Annotated in this window: 13 protein-coding genes; all 13 read left to right on the top strand. The window is 39.8% G+C overall.

Annotated features, from left to right (window positions below; all coding sequences use genetic code 11):
• The first annotated feature begins 182 nt into the window (after positions 1-182).
• The 13 genes from uppS (at position 183) to accA (ending at position 16,576) form a co-directional block, all read left to right on the top strand.
• On the top strand, positions 183-950 hold the full coding sequence (gene uppS, locus B5D82_RS16310) for a polyprenyl diphosphate synthase (RefSeq protein WP_081153016.1): 768 nt from the start codon (positions 183-185) through the stop codon (positions 948-950).
• 87 nt (positions 951-1,037) lie between these two features.
• A complete protein-coding gene (locus tag B5D82_RS16315; RefSeq protein ID WP_081153018.1) occupies positions 1,038-1,904 on the top strand; it encodes a phosphatidate cytidylyltransferase in 867 nt (288 codons plus the stop codon).
• A 5-nt stretch (positions 1,905-1,909) separates the two neighbouring features.
• On the top strand, positions 1,910-3,109 hold the full coding sequence (gene ispC, locus B5D82_RS16320; RefSeq protein ID WP_081153020.1) for a 1-deoxy-D-xylulose-5-phosphate reductoisomerase: 1,200 nt from the start codon (positions 1,910-1,912) through the stop codon (positions 3,107-3,109).
• 20 nt (positions 3,110-3,129) lie between these two features.
• Complete coding sequence (rseP, locus tag B5D82_RS16325; RefSeq protein WP_081153021.1) at positions 3,130-4,485, top strand: sigma E protease regulator RseP; 1,356 nt, start codon at positions 3,130-3,132, stop codon at positions 4,483-4,485.
• 29 nt (positions 4,486-4,514) lie between these two features.
• The gene (gene bamA, locus B5D82_RS16330) at positions 4,515-6,989 is read left to right on the top strand and encodes an outer membrane protein assembly factor BamA (protein WP_081153023.1); all 2,475 of its coding nucleotides are present in this window, start codon (positions 4,515-4,517) and stop codon (positions 6,987-6,989) included.
• A gap of 141 nt (positions 6,990-7,130) precedes the next feature.
• Entirely contained in the window at positions 7,131-7,649 is a 519-nt protein-coding gene (locus tag B5D82_RS16335) for an OmpH/Skp family outer membrane protein (protein WP_081153024.1), read from the top strand.
• Between the two features lie 185 nt (positions 7,650-7,834).
• Complete coding sequence (gene lpxD / locus B5D82_RS16340; protein ID WP_081153026.1) at positions 7,835-8,848, top strand: UDP-3-O-(3-hydroxymyristoyl)glucosamine N-acyltransferase; 1,014 nt, start codon at positions 7,835-7,837, stop codon at positions 8,846-8,848.
• 31 nt (positions 8,849-8,879) lie between these two features.
• Complete coding sequence (fabZ, locus tag B5D82_RS16345; protein WP_081153027.1) at positions 8,880-9,332, top strand: 3-hydroxyacyl-ACP dehydratase FabZ; 453 nt, start codon at positions 8,880-8,882, stop codon at positions 9,330-9,332.
• Between the two features lies 1 nt (position 9,333).
• The gene (lpxA, locus tag B5D82_RS16350; RefSeq protein ID WP_081153029.1) at positions 9,334-10,122 is read left to right on the top strand and encodes an acyl-ACP--UDP-N-acetylglucosamine O-acyltransferase; all 789 of its coding nucleotides are present in this window, start codon (positions 9,334-9,336) and stop codon (positions 10,120-10,122) included.
• A gap of 61 nt (positions 10,123-10,183) precedes the next feature.
• Positions 10,184-11,335 carry a lipid-A-disaccharide synthase gene (lpxB, locus tag B5D82_RS16355; RefSeq protein ID WP_172820685.1) on the top strand — a complete coding sequence of 384 codons (1,152 nt, stop codon included), beginning with the start codon at positions 10,184-10,186 and terminating at the stop codon, positions 11,333-11,335.
• Between the two features lie 18 nt (positions 11,336-11,353).
• Entirely contained in the window at positions 11,354-12,004 is a 651-nt protein-coding gene (gene rnhB / locus B5D82_RS16360) for a ribonuclease HII (protein ID WP_081153031.1), read from the top strand.
• Between the two features lie 8 nt (positions 12,005-12,012).
• Positions 12,013-15,567 (top strand): DNA polymerase III subunit alpha, encoded by a 3,555-nt coding sequence (dnaE, locus tag B5D82_RS16365; RefSeq protein ID WP_081153032.1) that lies wholly within the window; start codon positions 12,013-12,015, stop codon positions 15,565-15,567.
• Between the two features lie 52 nt (positions 15,568-15,619).
• Entirely contained in the window at positions 15,620-16,576 is a 957-nt protein-coding gene (gene accA / locus B5D82_RS16370; RefSeq protein WP_081153034.1) for an acetyl-CoA carboxylase carboxyl transferase subunit alpha, read from the top strand.
• The last annotated feature ends 68 nt before the right edge of the window (positions 16,577-16,644 follow it).

A 16,644-nucleotide genomic window follows, 5' to 3' on the forward strand; every position in this document is an offset into this window, starting at 1 on the left:
TGCTTAATCCATGACGCCGTAGATAATGACTACGGCGTTTTTGCATATAAGGGCATGTCCATTATTATCAAACGTGCTTTGATTTAACTTCTAAGCTTAGCGATAAAATTGAATGTTAATATGCAACGGATATACCCATAATATATTTTATTACTCAGCGTTAAGCTTACAATGGAGAGTATGTGAGTAAAACAGATAATCAAACTAATCAATTGCTAACAACAGAAGCCAGAACACCTCAACATGTTGCCATTATTATGGATGGCAATGGCCGATGGGCTCAGTTAAGAGGCAAAAAGCGCGCTGCAGGTCATAAATCTGGCGTTGAGACGGTGAGAACAACTGTCGCTGCAGCAGCAAAAAATGGTGTAAAGGCATTAACTTTATTCGCTTTTAGTAGCGAGAATTGGCAACGACCGGAAAGCGAAGTTAGTGTTTTGATGGATCTATTTATGTTTGTCTTAACGAGAGAAGTTAAGCGATTACATAAAAACGGTATTAAATTTAATGTCATAGGTGATTTAAATAAATTTTCTAGTAAATTACAGAAAATGATAAAAGAATCAGAAGCATTAACCGCAGAAAATACAGGTATGGTATTATCGATTGCTGCGAATTATGGTGGTCGTTGGGATATTACTCACGCAGCAAAAAAATTAGCTGAAAAAGTAGCGCGCCAAGAGATCACCGCTGAAGAGATTACTGAAGATTCACTCAACGAATATACTAGTCTAGCGCAATTACCTGAGTTAGATTTATTAATTAGAACTGGTGGCGACTATCGCATTAGCAACTTTCTGCTTTGGCAAGCAGCCTACGCAGAATTATATTTTACCGATGTGCTTTGGCCAGATTTCAATGAAATAGAATTTACTAAAGCAATGACTGTGTTTGACCAACGAGAACGACGTTTTGGTCAAACGGGTGAACAAGTAACTAATAAAAACTAAAAACTACTAAAGGGTATTGAGCTTTCAGGTTATAACTATAAGCAAGATGGAAGCTCTACAAACCCGTGTATTATTAAGGAATAACGTTTGTTAAAACAACGCATCATCACTGCATTAATACTCGCACCCGCTGCGATCTCGGCGATTTTTTACTTATCTCTATTTAACTTTGCAGCAATAATGCTGGTTGTAATGGCCATCGGCGCATGGGAGTGGGGTCCACTGATGGGCTGTGCTAGCAAACGTTATCGCATCGCTTTCGTTAGTATTACCAGTATTTTAATAGCAACATTATGGTTTTTGATACCACTCGAACAATTATGGGATGCGCCAAAGCACTTAATTGAGCAAGCTAATATAGTCTTGTGGCTGGCAGTTGCATGGTGGTTGTTATCAGCAGGCTTAACATTGCTATATCCACGATGTAGTAAGTTTTGGTCAAGTCATCGTTCTGTACGTGGGCTTTTTGGTTGGTTGACCTTAGTACCTACATGGCTAGCTTTTATGGCGCTGAGAACCAGCGAATACCAAGTTGATAATTATCATGGCGCGCAGCTGTTGATGTTTCTATTTTTAATGGTTTGGAGTGCTGATGTTGGTGCGTACTTTGTTGGTAAGTCAATTGGAAAACGTAAGCTTTTACCAAACGTTAGCCCAGGTAAAACCCTAGAGGGATTTTTAGGTGGTGTTGTGTTTGCCTGTATTATGGTAGCAATTGCTGGCTATTTTATTGACTGGACAATGGCACAATATCGCATTGTTATCCCAGTAACGATTTTAATTACGACTATTTCTGTACTGGGCGATTTAAATGAAAGTATGTTTAAGCGTCAAGCGGGTGTAAAAGATAGTGGAACTATATTACCAGGACACGGCGGTATCTTAGATCGTATTGACAGCTTAACGGCAACAGCACCTATATATGCGCTTTGTTACGCTTATTTGGGTTGGTAGATAAAATGCAAAAATTGTGTATTTTAGGCTCTACCGGTTCAATCGGTAAAAGCACGTTAGATGTTGTGCGTTTACATCCTGAAAAATTTGATATTGTTAGTTTGTCAGCTTATTCGAGCGTTGACGACATGCTTGCGCAATGTTTAGAATTTCGTCCAACTGAAGTCGTTATGGTCTCACAACAACATGCCGAAGCGCTTGTTAGCAAACTAATTGCTGCAAAGCTTAGCGATATTGTGGTGACATCAGGCACTTGTGCTCTTGAAGATATAGCCAAAAAGTCAGCTACAGATACTGTAGTAGCGGCCATTGTTGGTGCCTCGGGTTTATTACCGACATTAGCGGCGGTTAAAGCGGGTAAAAAAGTCTTACTGGCGAATAAAGAAGCGTTAGTAACATCTGGCGCAATATTTATTGACGCGGTAAAAAAATCTGGCGCTCAGCTCTTACCTATTGATAGTGAACACAATGCGATATTTCAGTGCCTTCCGTTAAGTGCTCAACAACAACCGGGTTATTGTGACTTAGCCAATGAGGGGGTCAGTAAAGTGTTACTGACAGGTTCAGGAGGTCCTTTTAGAACCTGGACACTTGAAGAACTCGACAACGTAACACCAGAACAAGCATGCGCTCACCCAAATTGGGATATGGGCCGAAAAATATCGGTTGATTCAGCTACCATGATGAATAAAGGCTTAGAGTTCATTGAGGCTAAATGGCTATTTAATATTGAACCCGAAGACATTCAAGTCGTGTTGCATCCACAAAGTACGATTCACTCGATGGTGCAATATAAAGATGGTTCGGTGCTTGCCCAAATGGGTAATCCTGATATGCGTACTCCCATCGCACATGCGTTAAGCTTTCCGCAACGCATTGAATCAGGTGTTGAACCCTTTGACTTTTTCTCGGCAAAATCCTTTGAATTCCAAGCGGTAGATTTCATCAAATATCCCAATTTAAAATTAGCAATTGACGCCTGTAAAAGCGGTCAAGGTGCATGTACAGCGTTAAATGCTGCCAATGAAATTGCAGTTGATGCTTTTTTGAACGAAAAAATTAAATTTACTGATATTGCAAAAATAAATGAAACTTCTGTGAATAAATTTGTCTCAGAAAAGGTAACTTCAATTGAAGATGTTGTTGCCCTAGATAAAAGTGTCAGAGTTTTTGCACAATCATTAATCACTAAAACCAAGCATTAGAGCAATTATAGAGTAGTAGCATGATAGAGTTTATTTGGAATCTAGCGTCTTTTGTCGTTGCATTGGGTATATTGATCACCGTTCATGAATACGGTCACTTTTGGGTTGCACGTAAAAATGGTGTGCAAGTCGATCGTTTCTCTATTGGTTTTGGTAAAGCGATTTGGCGAAAAGTTGATCGCCATGGCACTGAGTTTGTTATTGCGATGATACCACTAGGTGGTTACGTTAAAATGCTCGATAGTCGAGTTGATGATGTAAGTGAAGCGCAAAAAGATCGTACATTCAATGCCAAGTCAGTTTATCAACGTATTGCGATTATAGCGGCGGGACCGTTTGCTAACTTTGGCTTTGCCATTGTCGCTTTTTACTTAATGTTTTTAATTGGTGTACCTAGTGTTAAACCGATTATTGGTGAGGTTACTGTTGGCTCAATTGCTAGCGAAGCTCAACTGCCTAGTAATAGTGAAATAATTGCAATATCAGGGAATAAAACAGTAGATTGGCAAGATGTTAATTTAGCTTTAGTTAGTGCCATAGGTGATAAAAATATTATCTTTACGGTAAAATCTGCAGGCAGAACATCAAGCCAAGACTTTAACTTAAATACCCAGAATTGGTCCTTTTCACCGGAAAAAGAATCGGCGATGGCAAGTCTTGGCTTTCTGCCATATCGCGCCAATGTGCAAGCTAAATTAGCCTTAGTAGCAAAGGGGAGTCCGGCAGAAAAAGCAGGATTGCAGGTTGGTGATGAATTACTGTCAATTGCTGATGAAAAGATCAATGGTCAGTGGCAGAAGTTTTCTGATGAAATTAAACAGTATCCAGAACAAAATGTGCCAGTTACTGTTATGCGAAATGGTAAAGCATTAACTCTTAATGTTTACCCTGAAGCAAAAGAGTTTCAAGATAAGGTCGTAGGATATTTAGGCGTGCAGCCGGTATCAGATCCCTATCCAAAGGAATATTTATTTGAACAAGCTTATGGTCCAATAACAGCACTTGAGCAAAGTGCGTTAAAAACATGGAATTTAGTGATTTTAAGTTTTGATATGATCGGTAAATTAATTACCGGTGATGTCTCAGTGAAGAATTTAAGTGGCCCAATATCTATTGCACAAGGTGCGGGTAATAGTGCTGATTATGGTTTTGTTTACTTTTTAGGCTTTTTAGCCTTAATTAGTATCAACCTTGGCATAATTAACCTTTTACCTTTACCGGTTTTAGATGGTGGACACTTATTTTATTATTTTATCGAGCTTTTAACGGGGAAACCCGTGCCAGAAAAAATACAAGAAATAGGTTTTAAATTTGGTACTATAGCGCTACTAAGCTTAATGAGTATCGCCATATTTAACGATTTATCGCGATTATAACTAAAAGAAGTATATAAAGTTAATATTTTATGATTATTAAAAAACTTGCCCTGGCGGTATTATTAGGTAGTTTGGGAACATCAGTGCATGCCGCTGAAGATTTTCAAGTTGAAGATATTCAAGTTAAAGGCTTGCAGCGTGTAGCGCTGGGAGCAGCATTAACGCATATCCCATTCAATGTCGGCGATAACTTAAACGAATTTCGCGTGTCACAATCGATTAAAGCACTTTATAAATCGGGTCACTTTAGTGATGTTGTGGTGTCAAGAGATGCCAACACCGTTATTTATCGTGTTCGAGAAAGAGCAACGATAAGTGCTATTACCTTTGATGGTAATAAAGATTTAAAAGAAGAACAATTAACCGAAAGCCTTGATGGCAGTGATATTCGCGTGGGTGAAACGCTTGATATGACCGTTATTTCAGGTATTGAAGTTGGTTTGGAAGACTTTTATCACAGTGTGGGTAAATACAATGCTGATGTAAAAGCCAATGTCACTCACTTACCGCGTAACCGCGTTAACATTGATTTTGTTTTTAAAGAAGGTGATGCTGCCGCGATAGAGCAGATAAATATCGTGGGTAATGAAAAGTTTTCAGATGCCGAGTTGTTAGAGCGTATTGAGCTTACTTATGATTCACCTTGGTGGGACTTTATGGCGCAAGATCGCTATCAAAAGCAAACCTTGCAAGGCGATATGGAAACCATTCAAAGCTATTACCTCGACCGAGGTTATTTGCAATATAAAGTGGATTCAACACAAGTTTCAATGACCCCAAATAAAGAAGCGGTCTACATCACGCTTAACGTAACTGAAGGCGAGCTTTATACCGTTAGTGAAGTTGATTTTATTGGTGATATGGCAGGCTTTGAAAAAACTATTCGCGCTATTACCCCGATTAAAACTGATGCATTATATAATGGCGCCTTAGTGACTTATTCAGAAGAATTGGTCAGTAAGTTTTTAGGTCGCTATGGTTATGCATACCCTAAAGTGGTGACCATTCCAGAAATTGACGAAGAAAATAAAACCGTCAAATTGGTATTGTCAGTCGACCCTGGTAAACGTGTTTATGTAAACCGCATTAATTTTAAGGGTAACAATGTTACTGCCGAGCATGTTTTACGCCGTGAAATGCGTCAAATGGAAGGTGCTTGGTTATCAAACAACCTTGTTGAAGGCTCAAAAGCTTGGCTACAACGTTTACCTTATATGGAAACGGTAGAGTTTGAAACGAATCAATTACCGGGTGAAGACGACCTGGTTGATATCGATTTTACGGTAAAAGAGCAACCATCGGGTTCATTTACCGCTGGTATTGGTTATGGTTCAACCACACAGTTAAGTTTAAATGCCGGTATACAACAAAATAACTTTTTGGGTACGGGTAATCGCTTAGGTTTTAGCATAAATACTTCTAGCTACTCAAAAAGTGCCAATGTTTCTTACACTGACCCATACTTTACGGTGGACGGCGTATCGTTAGGCGGCAATATTTTCTATCAAGAATTTGACGCCGGTAACGCTAACCTTGTTGAATATAATAATAAAACTTATGGTGTCGGTCTGACTTTAGGTTTTCCTATTAATGAATATGTACGTTTAAGCTTTGGTTTAGGTTATAAAAATAACGGTATTACTCGCTTAGAAACTTACGAGCAAATTCAGAAGTTTTATGAATTATATTCAGATCCAAATGATCCTGATGGTGGTTTAACTTTTGAAAACTTTGATATTAACGCAGCAATATCGCGTTCTACGCTAAACCGCGGAACATTCCCTACTGATGGTTCGCAACAAAGTTTATCTTACAAGATGACTACGCCTAATTCAGACGTAAATTACTTTAAAGTTAACTTAGATACTAAATGGTATTTTCCGTTAACCCGAGACCAACGTTGGACCGTTTTAGCTAAATTTCAGCTAGGTTATGGTAACGGTTATGGTTCTGTTGAGGGTAACGATCAAGTCTTACCGTTTTGGGAAAACTTTAGAGCCGGTGGTTCAGGTACGTTGAGAGGCTTTGAATCGAACATTGTTGGACCACGTGCGATATATCGTCGACCAACCTCAATTCCAGGGACACCTGATTCAGTTGGCTCTGGAAGCGGTTGTTGTTTAGGCCCGGATCACGACTTTATTCAAACGTCTAGACGCTCTGTTGGTGGTAATGCTATTGCCATAGCAGGACTTGAACTTATTGTACCAACACCATTTTTAGATGAAGGTTTTAGTAACAGTGTTCGCTCAAGTATATTTATTGACGCGGGTAATGTTTGGGACACTGAGTTTAATTTAGACGACTATGCCGACTTGAATAGCGTTGAAAGTGACAAAATTGCAGACTACTCAGATGTTGGCCGTTTCCGAGCATCTGCTGGTTTATCTGTGCAATGGTTATCGCCAATGGGACCGATGATTTTTAGTTTTGCTAAAACGTTGAAAGAAGAAGAGGGTGATGACACTGAATTCTTTAGCTTTAATATTGGCCAAACTTTTTAAGTTTTATCTAATAAAGGCTGTTAATTGCTAAAATTAGGCAACCTTTAAATAAATAGGCTTGAACCAAATTAACTGAGACGGTATAACTACCGCATAAATAAAAAAATACAAAAATATTTGAAAATATTTTAGGAGTAAAAATTGAAAAAATTGATTAAATCTATCGCAATCGCTACTGCAGCATCAGGTTATATATTAGCAAGTTCAGCTATGGCTGCCGATCAAAAAATTGCTGTGGTAAACTTTCAAGAAGTTATGGGTAAAATTCCACAAACTGCGGCAGTAATGAAAAGCTTAGAAGAAGAGTTTAAAGACGAAAAAGCTGTACTTGCCCAACTTGAACAAGATATTAAATACCTTCAAGAAAAGCGTAAGCGCGATGGTTCTTTGATGAGTGCTAAAGACATTGAAGAATTAGAAGGCAAAATTGGTGTTCTTTTTCAAGATTACCAAACCAAAGGAAAAGCTTTTCAACAGAGCACTGGTGCTAGAAAAAATGAAGAAACTAACAAAATTATCGCATTAGTTCGTCAAGCAATAGATAATATTGCTGCTAAAGGTGATTATGACTTAGTGCTTGAACAAAGTGCTGTAGTTTATTCAAAACCAGATTCTGCGATTACAGAAGAAGTGGTTAAACAAGTTAGCAAGCTGAAATAATCATTTATTTTCAGGTAAATTGAATAAAACCGACTCGGCTTTATTCTTTGCTTTCTCGTCTATTTAATATTCCGAATCAAGTTGATTCGGAATATTGCGTTTAGCCCTAAGGTGGTTAGCGCTTTTCTTTAAGCCCATACTTTAAAATTTATACTTTAGAGCACATTTAAAAGAAGTTTATTCTTATGAGTTACATTCTCGACGATATTGCAAAAAAAATAGGGGCTGTTGTTCAAGGAGACGGGCAATGTGAGATATTAAGTATTGCCACCTTAGCCGCAGCCACATCTGGACAAATCGCATTTTTAGCCAACAGTAAATACAGTGAACAATTGGCAACGACTAATGCTAGTGCGGTTATTGTTACTGAGGCTGAAGCAGAAAAATGTCAAACCAACGCCTTAGTCATGGCCAACCCCTATATGGGCTATGCTTTGGTTGCACAGTTACTTGATACTACACCCAAGCCTGCTAATAGCATCCATGCCAGTGCTGTTATCGATGACAGTGCTATTATTGGCGAGGGCGTTAGTATAGGCGCTAATGCCGTTATTGAAGCTGGTGTTAGTCTTTCAAATGGCGTGAGTATAGGGGCTGGGAGTTTTATTGGCATTGCTGCTCAAATAGGCGCTAATTCAACTATTTGGTCTAACGTTAGTGTTTATCATGGTGTGGTTATTGGCGAAAATTGTTCAGTACATGCCAACACGGTTATAGGCTCTGACGGTTTTGGTTATGCGAATAATAAAGGCAGTTGGGTTAAAATACCGCAACTAGGTACGGTCATTATTGGTGATAATGTTGAGATTGGTGCTAGTACCACAATAGATCGCGGTGCATTAGGTAACACCATTATTAAAGACGGTGTTATTTTAGATAACCAAATACAGATTGCTCATAATGTTGTAATCGGAGAGAATACAGCCATGGCTGCTTGTAGTGTTATCGCCGGCAGTACTGAGATTGGTAAAAATTGTGTTATCGCCGGACTGGTTGGTATTAACGGTCATATTAACATTGCTGACGGTTGTGTGTTTACCGGCATGACGATGGTGACAAAATCATTATCAGCGCCTGGTGTATACTCGTCTGGTATGCCATGCCAACCAAATAAAGAATGGCACAAAAATAATGCTAGAATTAGAAAACTAGAATCGTTAACTAAACGGTTAAGTATTTTAGAAAAAGCTAGCAAATGACGTCATAGTTTAGTCAATAGAGGAACAAATTTTGGAATCGCAAAATAATATTATCGATGTCGAAGAAATTAAAACACTAATTCCACACCGTTACCCGTTTTTATTAGTTGATCGTGTACTAGATTATACGCCTGGAAAATCAATCCATGCGATTAAAAATGTCACGGTTAATGAGCCCGCATTTATGGGGCACTTTCCAGGCTATTCTATTTTTCCAGGTGTACTTATTCTTGAAGCGCTGGCCCAAGCTAGTGGTATTCTCGGCTTTAAATCTGTTGCAGATCAAACCGAAGGTGAGTTGTTTTTGTTTGCCTCAATTGATAAAGCCAAATTTAAAAAGCCAGTTCACCCTGGCGACACGATGCATTTGCATTTAGAGCTGTTAAAAGAACGTCGTGGTATGTGGAAGTTTTATGCTGAAGCAAGAGTAGACGGCAAAGTTGTTTGCTCTGCAGATTTAATGTGCGCAAGAAGGGCATTGTAATATGGTGAATTCAACGTCATTGATCCATCCGCAAGCGATTATTGAAGATGGTGCGGTTATCGGCAAAAATGTAAAAATTGGCCCGTGGACTCACATAGCAGCAAATGTTGTTATTGGAGATGATTGTCATATTAGCTCGCACGTAGTTATTAATGGCCCAACTACCATTGGTAAAGGCAATAGAATTTTTCAATTCGCTTCAATTGGCGAAGATTGTCAAGATTTGAAATATGCCGGCGAGTTGACTGAATTAGTCATTGGTGACAACAATACCTTCCGCGAAAACTGCACGGTACATCGTGGCACGGTTCAAGATAAAAGCTTGACCCAAATTGGTAGTAATAACTTATTCATGGCCTACACCCATGTTGCTCATGACTGCATGGTGGGTAGCAACTGTATTTTAGCGAATGGTGCCTCAATCGCAGGTCACGTGCATGTCGGTGATCATGTCATTATCGGTGGTATGGCAGGTGTACATCAGTTTTGTCATATTGGTGCGCATTGTTTTGTTGCTGCCAATTCATTGATTCTTAAAGATGTACCTCCCTATATTATGGCCTCAGGTCAACCGGCAAAACCTTTTGGTTTAAATAGCGAAGGGTTAAAGCGTCGAGGTTTTGATCCAGAGGTTATTTTGCAAATTAAACGTGCCTATAAAGCGATTTATCGCCAAGGTTTAACAGTTGATGAAGCAATAGCCAAGATAAAGAGTTCTGAAAGCGATTTGGTTGAATTGACCTTATTCACTGACTTTGTCAAAAGCTCTAGCCGCGGCATTGTCCGATAGTGATCTGATCATGGCAGCAAATTCAAAATCTTTAGCGAACAATCATTTATCATCTAATCAAATTATGAATAATTCAGCAGTTACTTTCGCTTTAGTGGTTGGCGAGCATTCCGGCGATACATTAGGTGCTGGTTTGATGCAAGCACTTCAACTGACTCACCCAAATGCAAAATTTATCGGCATTGGTGGCCCTAAAATGCTCGCGTTAGGCTTTGAAAGTCTCTTTGACATGGAAGAGCTGTCTGTAATGGGTGTGTTTGAAGTACTCGGACGCTTGCGCCGATTATTATATATTCGAAAATCCTTATGTGAATACTTCTATACCAATAAACCTAACGTATTTATTGGCATAGATGCGCCTGATTTTAATATAACTTTAGAAGCTAAGTTAAAATCCCAAGCGATAAAAACCGTTCATTATGTCAGTCCTTCGGTTTGGGCTTGGCGTGAAAAACGCGTATTCAAAATAGCTAAAGCGACTAACATGGTTTTGTCGTTATTACCTTTTGAAAAAGCGTTTTACGATAAACATCAAATTCCATGTACTTTCGTTGGTCATTCGCTTGCGGATGATATTCCTTTGGTTTCAGATAAATTGATGGCTCGACAAGCCCTCGGCTTACCTGATTCTTCAAAAATACTAGCGTTAATGCCCGGTAGCCGAGGTGGGGAACTTTCACGCTTGGTTGAACCGTTTTTGCTCACGGCTAAAAAATTGCTGCTCTGTGAGCAAGCAAAAAATGCCGAGTTACGCTTTGTTGTCCCCATGATCAGTGAGAAAAGAGCTGAGCAATTCCATCAATTGCATCAAAAAATAGCTCCCGAATTAAAAGTGCAGGTTATTATCGGTAAAACTCAAGAGGTGATGGCGGCTAGTGACTGCTTGTTGACGGCATCTGGCACAGTAACGTTAGAAGCCGCCCTAGTTAAACGTCCGATGGTAATTTGTTATAAATTTCATCCACTGACGTACCACATGTTTAAAGGTTTTGTGAAATTGAAGTGGTTTTCATTACCCAATTTACTGGCCAATAAAAGTTTAGTACCGGAACTGCTGCAATCAGACGTTACCGTAGCCAATATTCTTCCTTTAATTGAAGAGCGTCTGTTTGAAGATCAATCAGTGTTAAATCAAGCCTATACAGATATACACTTAATGCTTAAGCAAAATGCCAGTGAACAAGCCGCTAAAGCTGTTATTGCTTTATTATAATATTGAATCTGAGTAATTATGCCTACAGTTAAAAAAGTTTTTCCGCCCTTTGAATATCCCATAGCCTATTGTATCGCAGGCGTTGACGAAGTTGGACGAGGGCCCTTAGTGGGTGATGTTGTAACGGCGGCAGTTATATTAGATCCTGACAATCCTATTGAAGGTTTGATGGACTCAAAAAAGCTTTCAGAAAAGAAGAGGCAGCATTTATCGGGAGAAATTAAGCAACGAGCTATCGCTTGGTCGATTGGCCGTGCCTCTCCTGAAGAAATTGATACCCTTAATATTCTTCATGCCACTATGTTGGCTATGCAACGCGCCGTGCAAGGTTTAAAAGTGAAACCTGACTATGTCTTGGTTGATGGTAACCGTTGCCCTACATTTGCCCATGAAAGTGGTAATATTGCCAGTCAAAGTGTGGTAAAAGGTGATGCGCGTGTATCAGAAATTAGTGCGGCGTCGATTTTAGCTAAAGTCGTTAGAGATGATGAGATGGTCGCATTAGACAAGCTTTATCCCTATTATGGCTTTGCACAACACAAAGGTTACCCGACAAAAGCTCATCTTGAAAAAATCATCGAGCATGGTGTACTCGATTGTTATCGTCGAAGCTTTAAACCTGTCGCCAATGTACTCGCTAATGCAGCAACGCATAATAAAAATAATTAGAGCACTAGATGTCTGAATCTGAGTCAACACTAACCATCGCTGAATCCGATGTAATTCCAGCCCGAAGTGATCCGAAGTTTATTCATTTAAGAATACACAGTGATTATTCAATGTCGGACGGTTTAAAGAAAGTTAAGCCGATTGTTGCCCGTGCTGCTGAATTGAATATGCCAGCCATGGCATTAACTGACCAAACAAATTTATGTGGTCTAGTAAAATATTACCATGCCGCACATGGTGCAGGTTTAAAACCCATTATCGGCTGCGATTTCTGGGTTAAAAGTGAGGCACTTGAAGGTGAGTTGTCTCGCCTCGTTGTCTTAGCTAGCAGCAACATAGGGTATAAAAACTTAACAGAATTAATTTCTAAAGCGTATTTGCGCGGACATATTCAGGGCAAAGCGGTATTAGATAGAGATTGGTTAATTGAGCGTGCAGAAGGCTTAATTTTGCTATCGGGTGGCCGAGAAGGTGACGTAGGCAAAGCGCTGTTAAAAGGTAATCGAGAGTTTGTTGAAGAAATGCTCGCGTTTTATCTGCAATATTTTCCTAATTGTTATTACATTGAACTGATTAGAACCAACCGTAATGATGAAGAAAACTATATTCACCTTGCCGTTGAACTTGCCGCGAGTCATGACCTGCCTGTGGTTGCCACCAATGAGGTGATGTTTTTAAGTCCTAATGACTTTGATGCCCATGAAATTCGTGTCGCTATACATGACGGTTTTACCCTAGATGATAAACGCCGTCCGAAAAAATATTCTAAAGAACAATACCTACGAACCGAAGAGGAAATGGTCGAGCTTTTTGCTGATATTCCCGAAGCGCTGGCTAACTCAGTAGAAATAGCAAAACGCTGTAATGTTACCGTACGTTTAGGGGAATATGTATTACCTGACTTTCCTACTGAAGGATTGTCGATTGAAGACTATTTAGTGAAAGTCTCAGAAGAAGGTTTACAGGAAAGGTTAGAGTTTTTATTTGATAAAGACGCTCCTGACTTTGCCGAGAAACGGAAACCTTATGATGAACGTTTGGCCATCGAGCTCAAAGTTGTCAATAATATGGGCTTCCCCGGTTACTTTTTGATCGTGATGGAATTCATTCAATGGAGTAAAGATAATAATATTCCTGTCGGTCCTGGTCGTGGTTCAGGGGCAGGTTCATTGGTTGCTTATGCACAAAAAATTACCGATCTAGATCCCCTCGAGTATGATTTACTTTTTGAGCGATTTCTAAACCCTGAACGTGTCTCAATGCCTGATTTTGATATCGATTTTTGTATGGACAGACGCGATGAAGTTATTGATCACGTTGCTGAGTTGTATGGTCGTGACGCGGTATCTCAAATCATTACCTTTGGTACCATGGCCGCAAAAGCGGTAATTCGAGATGTTGGTCGAGTGCTCGGCCATCCATACGGTTTTGTTGATCGTATTTCAAAATTGATCCCACCAACACCGGGCATGACGTTAGCGAAAGCATTTGAAGAAGAGCCAAAGTTACCTGAGGTTTATGCGCAAGACAGTGACGTAAAAGATCTGATTGATATGTGCCGAATTTTAGAAGGTACAACTCGAAATGCCGGTAAACATGCGGGTGGTGTGGTTATTTCGCCGACCACGATCACCGATTTTGCGCCACTTTATTGTGACGAAGAAGGTAAAAATCCGGTAACGCAATTTGATAAAAATGATGTTGAAGATGCCGGTTTAGTTAAATTTGATTTTCTTGGTTTACGTACTTTAACGATATTGCAGTGGGCCATTGAAATGGCGGACGCAAAACTGTTAAAACAGGGAAAAGAACCGATCAATTTAGCCGGTATTGATCTTGAAGATAAAGCCAGTTTTAAAGTCTTATTAAAATCGGAAACAACCGCGGTTTTCCAACTTGAGTCTAGCGGTATGAAATCGCTGATTGCAAAACTAAAACCCGATTGCTTTGAAGATATCATTGCTTTGGTGGCGCTGTTTAGACCTGGGCCTTTGCAATCAGGCATGGTTGATAACTTTATCGAACGTAAACATGGCCGTGAAGCGATTAGTTACCCAGATGAAACTTGGCAACATCTTGACTTAAAACCAATTCTTGAACCGACTTACGGAATTATTCTTTATCAAGAACAGGTTATGCAAATTGCGCAGGTACTTGCCGGCTATTCATTAGGTGGCGCTGATATGTTACGTCGTGCCATGGGTAAGAAAAAGCCAGAAGAAATGGCAAAACAGCGAGCGGGTTTTGAAGCCGGTGCGATAGGTCGTGGCGTTGATGGCGAGCTGGCGATGAAAATTTTTGATTTGGTTGAAAAGTTTGCGGGTTATGGTTTTAATAAATCGCATTCTGCCGCTTATGCCTTAGTGTCTTATCAAACTCTGTGGATGAAAACCCATTTCCCGGCGCCTTTTATGGCCGCGGTAATGTCAGCTGATATGGATAACACCGATAAAATCGTTACCTTAGTTGACGAGTGCAGCAACATGGGACTTGATCTATTACCGCCGGATGTAAACCGGGGGCAATATAAATTCACAGTTAATGATGACGACCAAATTATTTATGGTATTGGCGCTGTAAAAGGTGTTGGTGAAGGCCCAATTGAAGCCATAATCGCTGCGCGGGAAAGTGACGGCGAGTTTATTGATTTATTTGATTTTTGCGCTCGGGTTGATTTGAAAAAGATCAACAAACGGGTGTTAGAAAAATTAATTAAATCGGGTGCAATGGATGCCCTTGGACCGAATGCTAAAGCCGGTCCTCATCGTGCGGCTTTATTTGAGTCTTTACCTGAGGCGTTAAAAGCAGCTGAACAACATGCTAAAGCGCAAGCTATAGGGCAAAATGATTTATTTGGCTTAATAAACGAAGAGCCTGAAGATAATAGACAAGTCTATAAAGAGGTTGCTAAGTGGCCTGAACAACGATGGTTAGATGGCGAAAAAGAAACTTTAGGTTTATATTTAACGGGTCACCCTATAAATCGTTATTTAAATGAAATTAAACGTTATGCGACAGGACGTTTAGTTAGCTTACAACCAACAAATAAAGATAAAACTACCGTAGCGGTAGGTTTGGTTCTGGCTGTGCGGGTTTTAGTGAATAAACGCGGTCGTCGTTGGGCATTGGTAACATTAGATGACAAAAGCGCCCGGATGGATATTCGTTTATTCCCAGATGACTACGATAGGTTCGCAGAATTGCTTATTTCTGATGCAATTTTAGTCTGTAGCGGACAGGTCAGCTTTGATGATTACTCTGGGGGTATTACAATGACCGCTCGAGACATAATGACCATTGCTGATGCACGTGAGAATTATGTCACGTCATTAGATTTACAAATCGATAAAAATCAGCTTTCGGGACGATTTATCGAGCAATTTACACAGGTGCTCACACCTTATAAAGATGGTATTTGCCCAATTCGTGTTTTTTATCAAAGAGATGAAGCGAAAGGTATGCTAGAGTTAGGGGTACAGTGGCGCGTATCGCCAAGCGACATGCTATTATACGATTTGAAAACCCTATTGGGTGAAGAGCAAGTCGAGTTAAAATTTAAATAGGTAGCGTTCTTTAATAACGGTACTCAAAGACAACATAGGTAATAATAATCATATGTCATTAAATTTTTTAGATTTTGAGCTTCCAATTGCGGAACTTGAAGCAAAAATTGAAGAATTGCAGTTGGTCAACAATGGCCAAGAACTCGATCTTGATTTAGAAGATCAGATTTCTCAGCTGCGAGAGAAAAATAACGAGCGAACAAAAAAGATTTTTTCTAGCTTAGATCCTTGGCAAACAGCACGAGTTGCGCGTCATCCGCAGCGTCCATATACCCTAGATTATTTGCCACGTATTTTTACTGAGTTCGATGAACTTGCTGGTGATAGAGCTTATGCCGACGACAAAGCTATTGTTGGTGGTACTGCGCGTTTAGATGGACGACCTGTGATGGTCATCGGTCACCAAAAGGGTCGTTCTACTAACGAAAAAGTAAAACGTAATTTTGGTATGCCTCGTCCTGAAGGTTACCGTAAAGCCTTACGTTTAATGAGAATGGCAGAGCGTTTTAAAATGCCCATTATCACTTTTATTGATACTCCAGGTGCCTATCCGGGTATTGGCGCTGAAGAACGTGGCCAAAGTGAGGCCATAGCTATGAACTTAAAAGTGATGTCACGATTGAATGTGCCAATCATTTGTACCGTTATCGGTGAAGGTGGTTCTGGTGGTGCACTTGCCATAGGCGTTGGTGATAAAGTTAACATGCTTGAGTATTCAACTTATTCTGTTATTTCTCCTGAGGGCTGCGCTTCTATTTTATGGAAGACTGCTGAGAAAGCACCTACAGCAGCAGAAGCTATGGGTATTACAGCGAAACGTATCAAAGAACTAGGTCTTATCGATAGTATCGTTGAAGAACCCTTAGGTGGTGCTCATCGCGATATGGATCAAATGGCCGCTTTTCTTAAGCAAGCTTTAAAATCTGATCTTGCGGACCTAGATAAATTGTCTAGTGAAGAGCTAATTGAAAGTCGTTATGACAAGTTAATGTCGTTCGGTTATTGTTAAGTTCAACATAAGCGACCTCAACAGGTCGCTTTTTATTGTCTTTACTAAAATAATCCTCGCAACAACAC

The organism is Cognaticolwellia beringensis, from assembly GCF_002076895.1.
GTDB classification, from domain to species: Bacteria; Pseudomonadota; Gammaproteobacteria; order Enterobacterales; family Alteromonadaceae; genus Cognaticolwellia; species Cognaticolwellia beringensis.

Coding starts and splice junctions, on each gene's coding strand:
- ispC (WP_081153020.1), top strand. CDS start 1,910: ATGCAAAAATTGTGTATTTTAGGCTCTACCGGTTCAATCGGTAAAAGC.
- rseP (WP_081153021.1), top strand. CDS start 3,130: ATGATAGAGTTTATTTGGAATCTAGCGTCTTTTGTCGTTGCATTGGGT.
- bamA (WP_081153023.1), top strand. CDS start 4,515: ATGATTATTAAAAAACTTGCCCTGGCGGTATTATTAGGTAGTTTGGGA.
- lpxD (WP_081153026.1), top strand. CDS start 7,835: ATGAGTTACATTCTCGACGATATTGCAAAAAAAATAGGGGCTGTTGTT.
- lpxA (WP_081153029.1), top strand. CDS start 9,334: ATGGTGAATTCAACGTCATTGATCCATCCGCAAGCGATTATTGAAGAT.
- rnhB (WP_081153031.1), top strand. CDS start 11,354: ATGCCTACAGTTAAAAAAGTTTTTCCGCCCTTTGAATATCCCATAGCC.
- dnaE (WP_081153032.1), top strand. CDS start 12,013: ATGTCTGAATCTGAGTCAACACTAACCATCGCTGAATCCGATGTAATT.
- accA (WP_081153034.1), top strand. CDS start 15,620: ATGTCATTAAATTTTTTAGATTTTGAGCTTCCAATTGCGGAACTTGAA.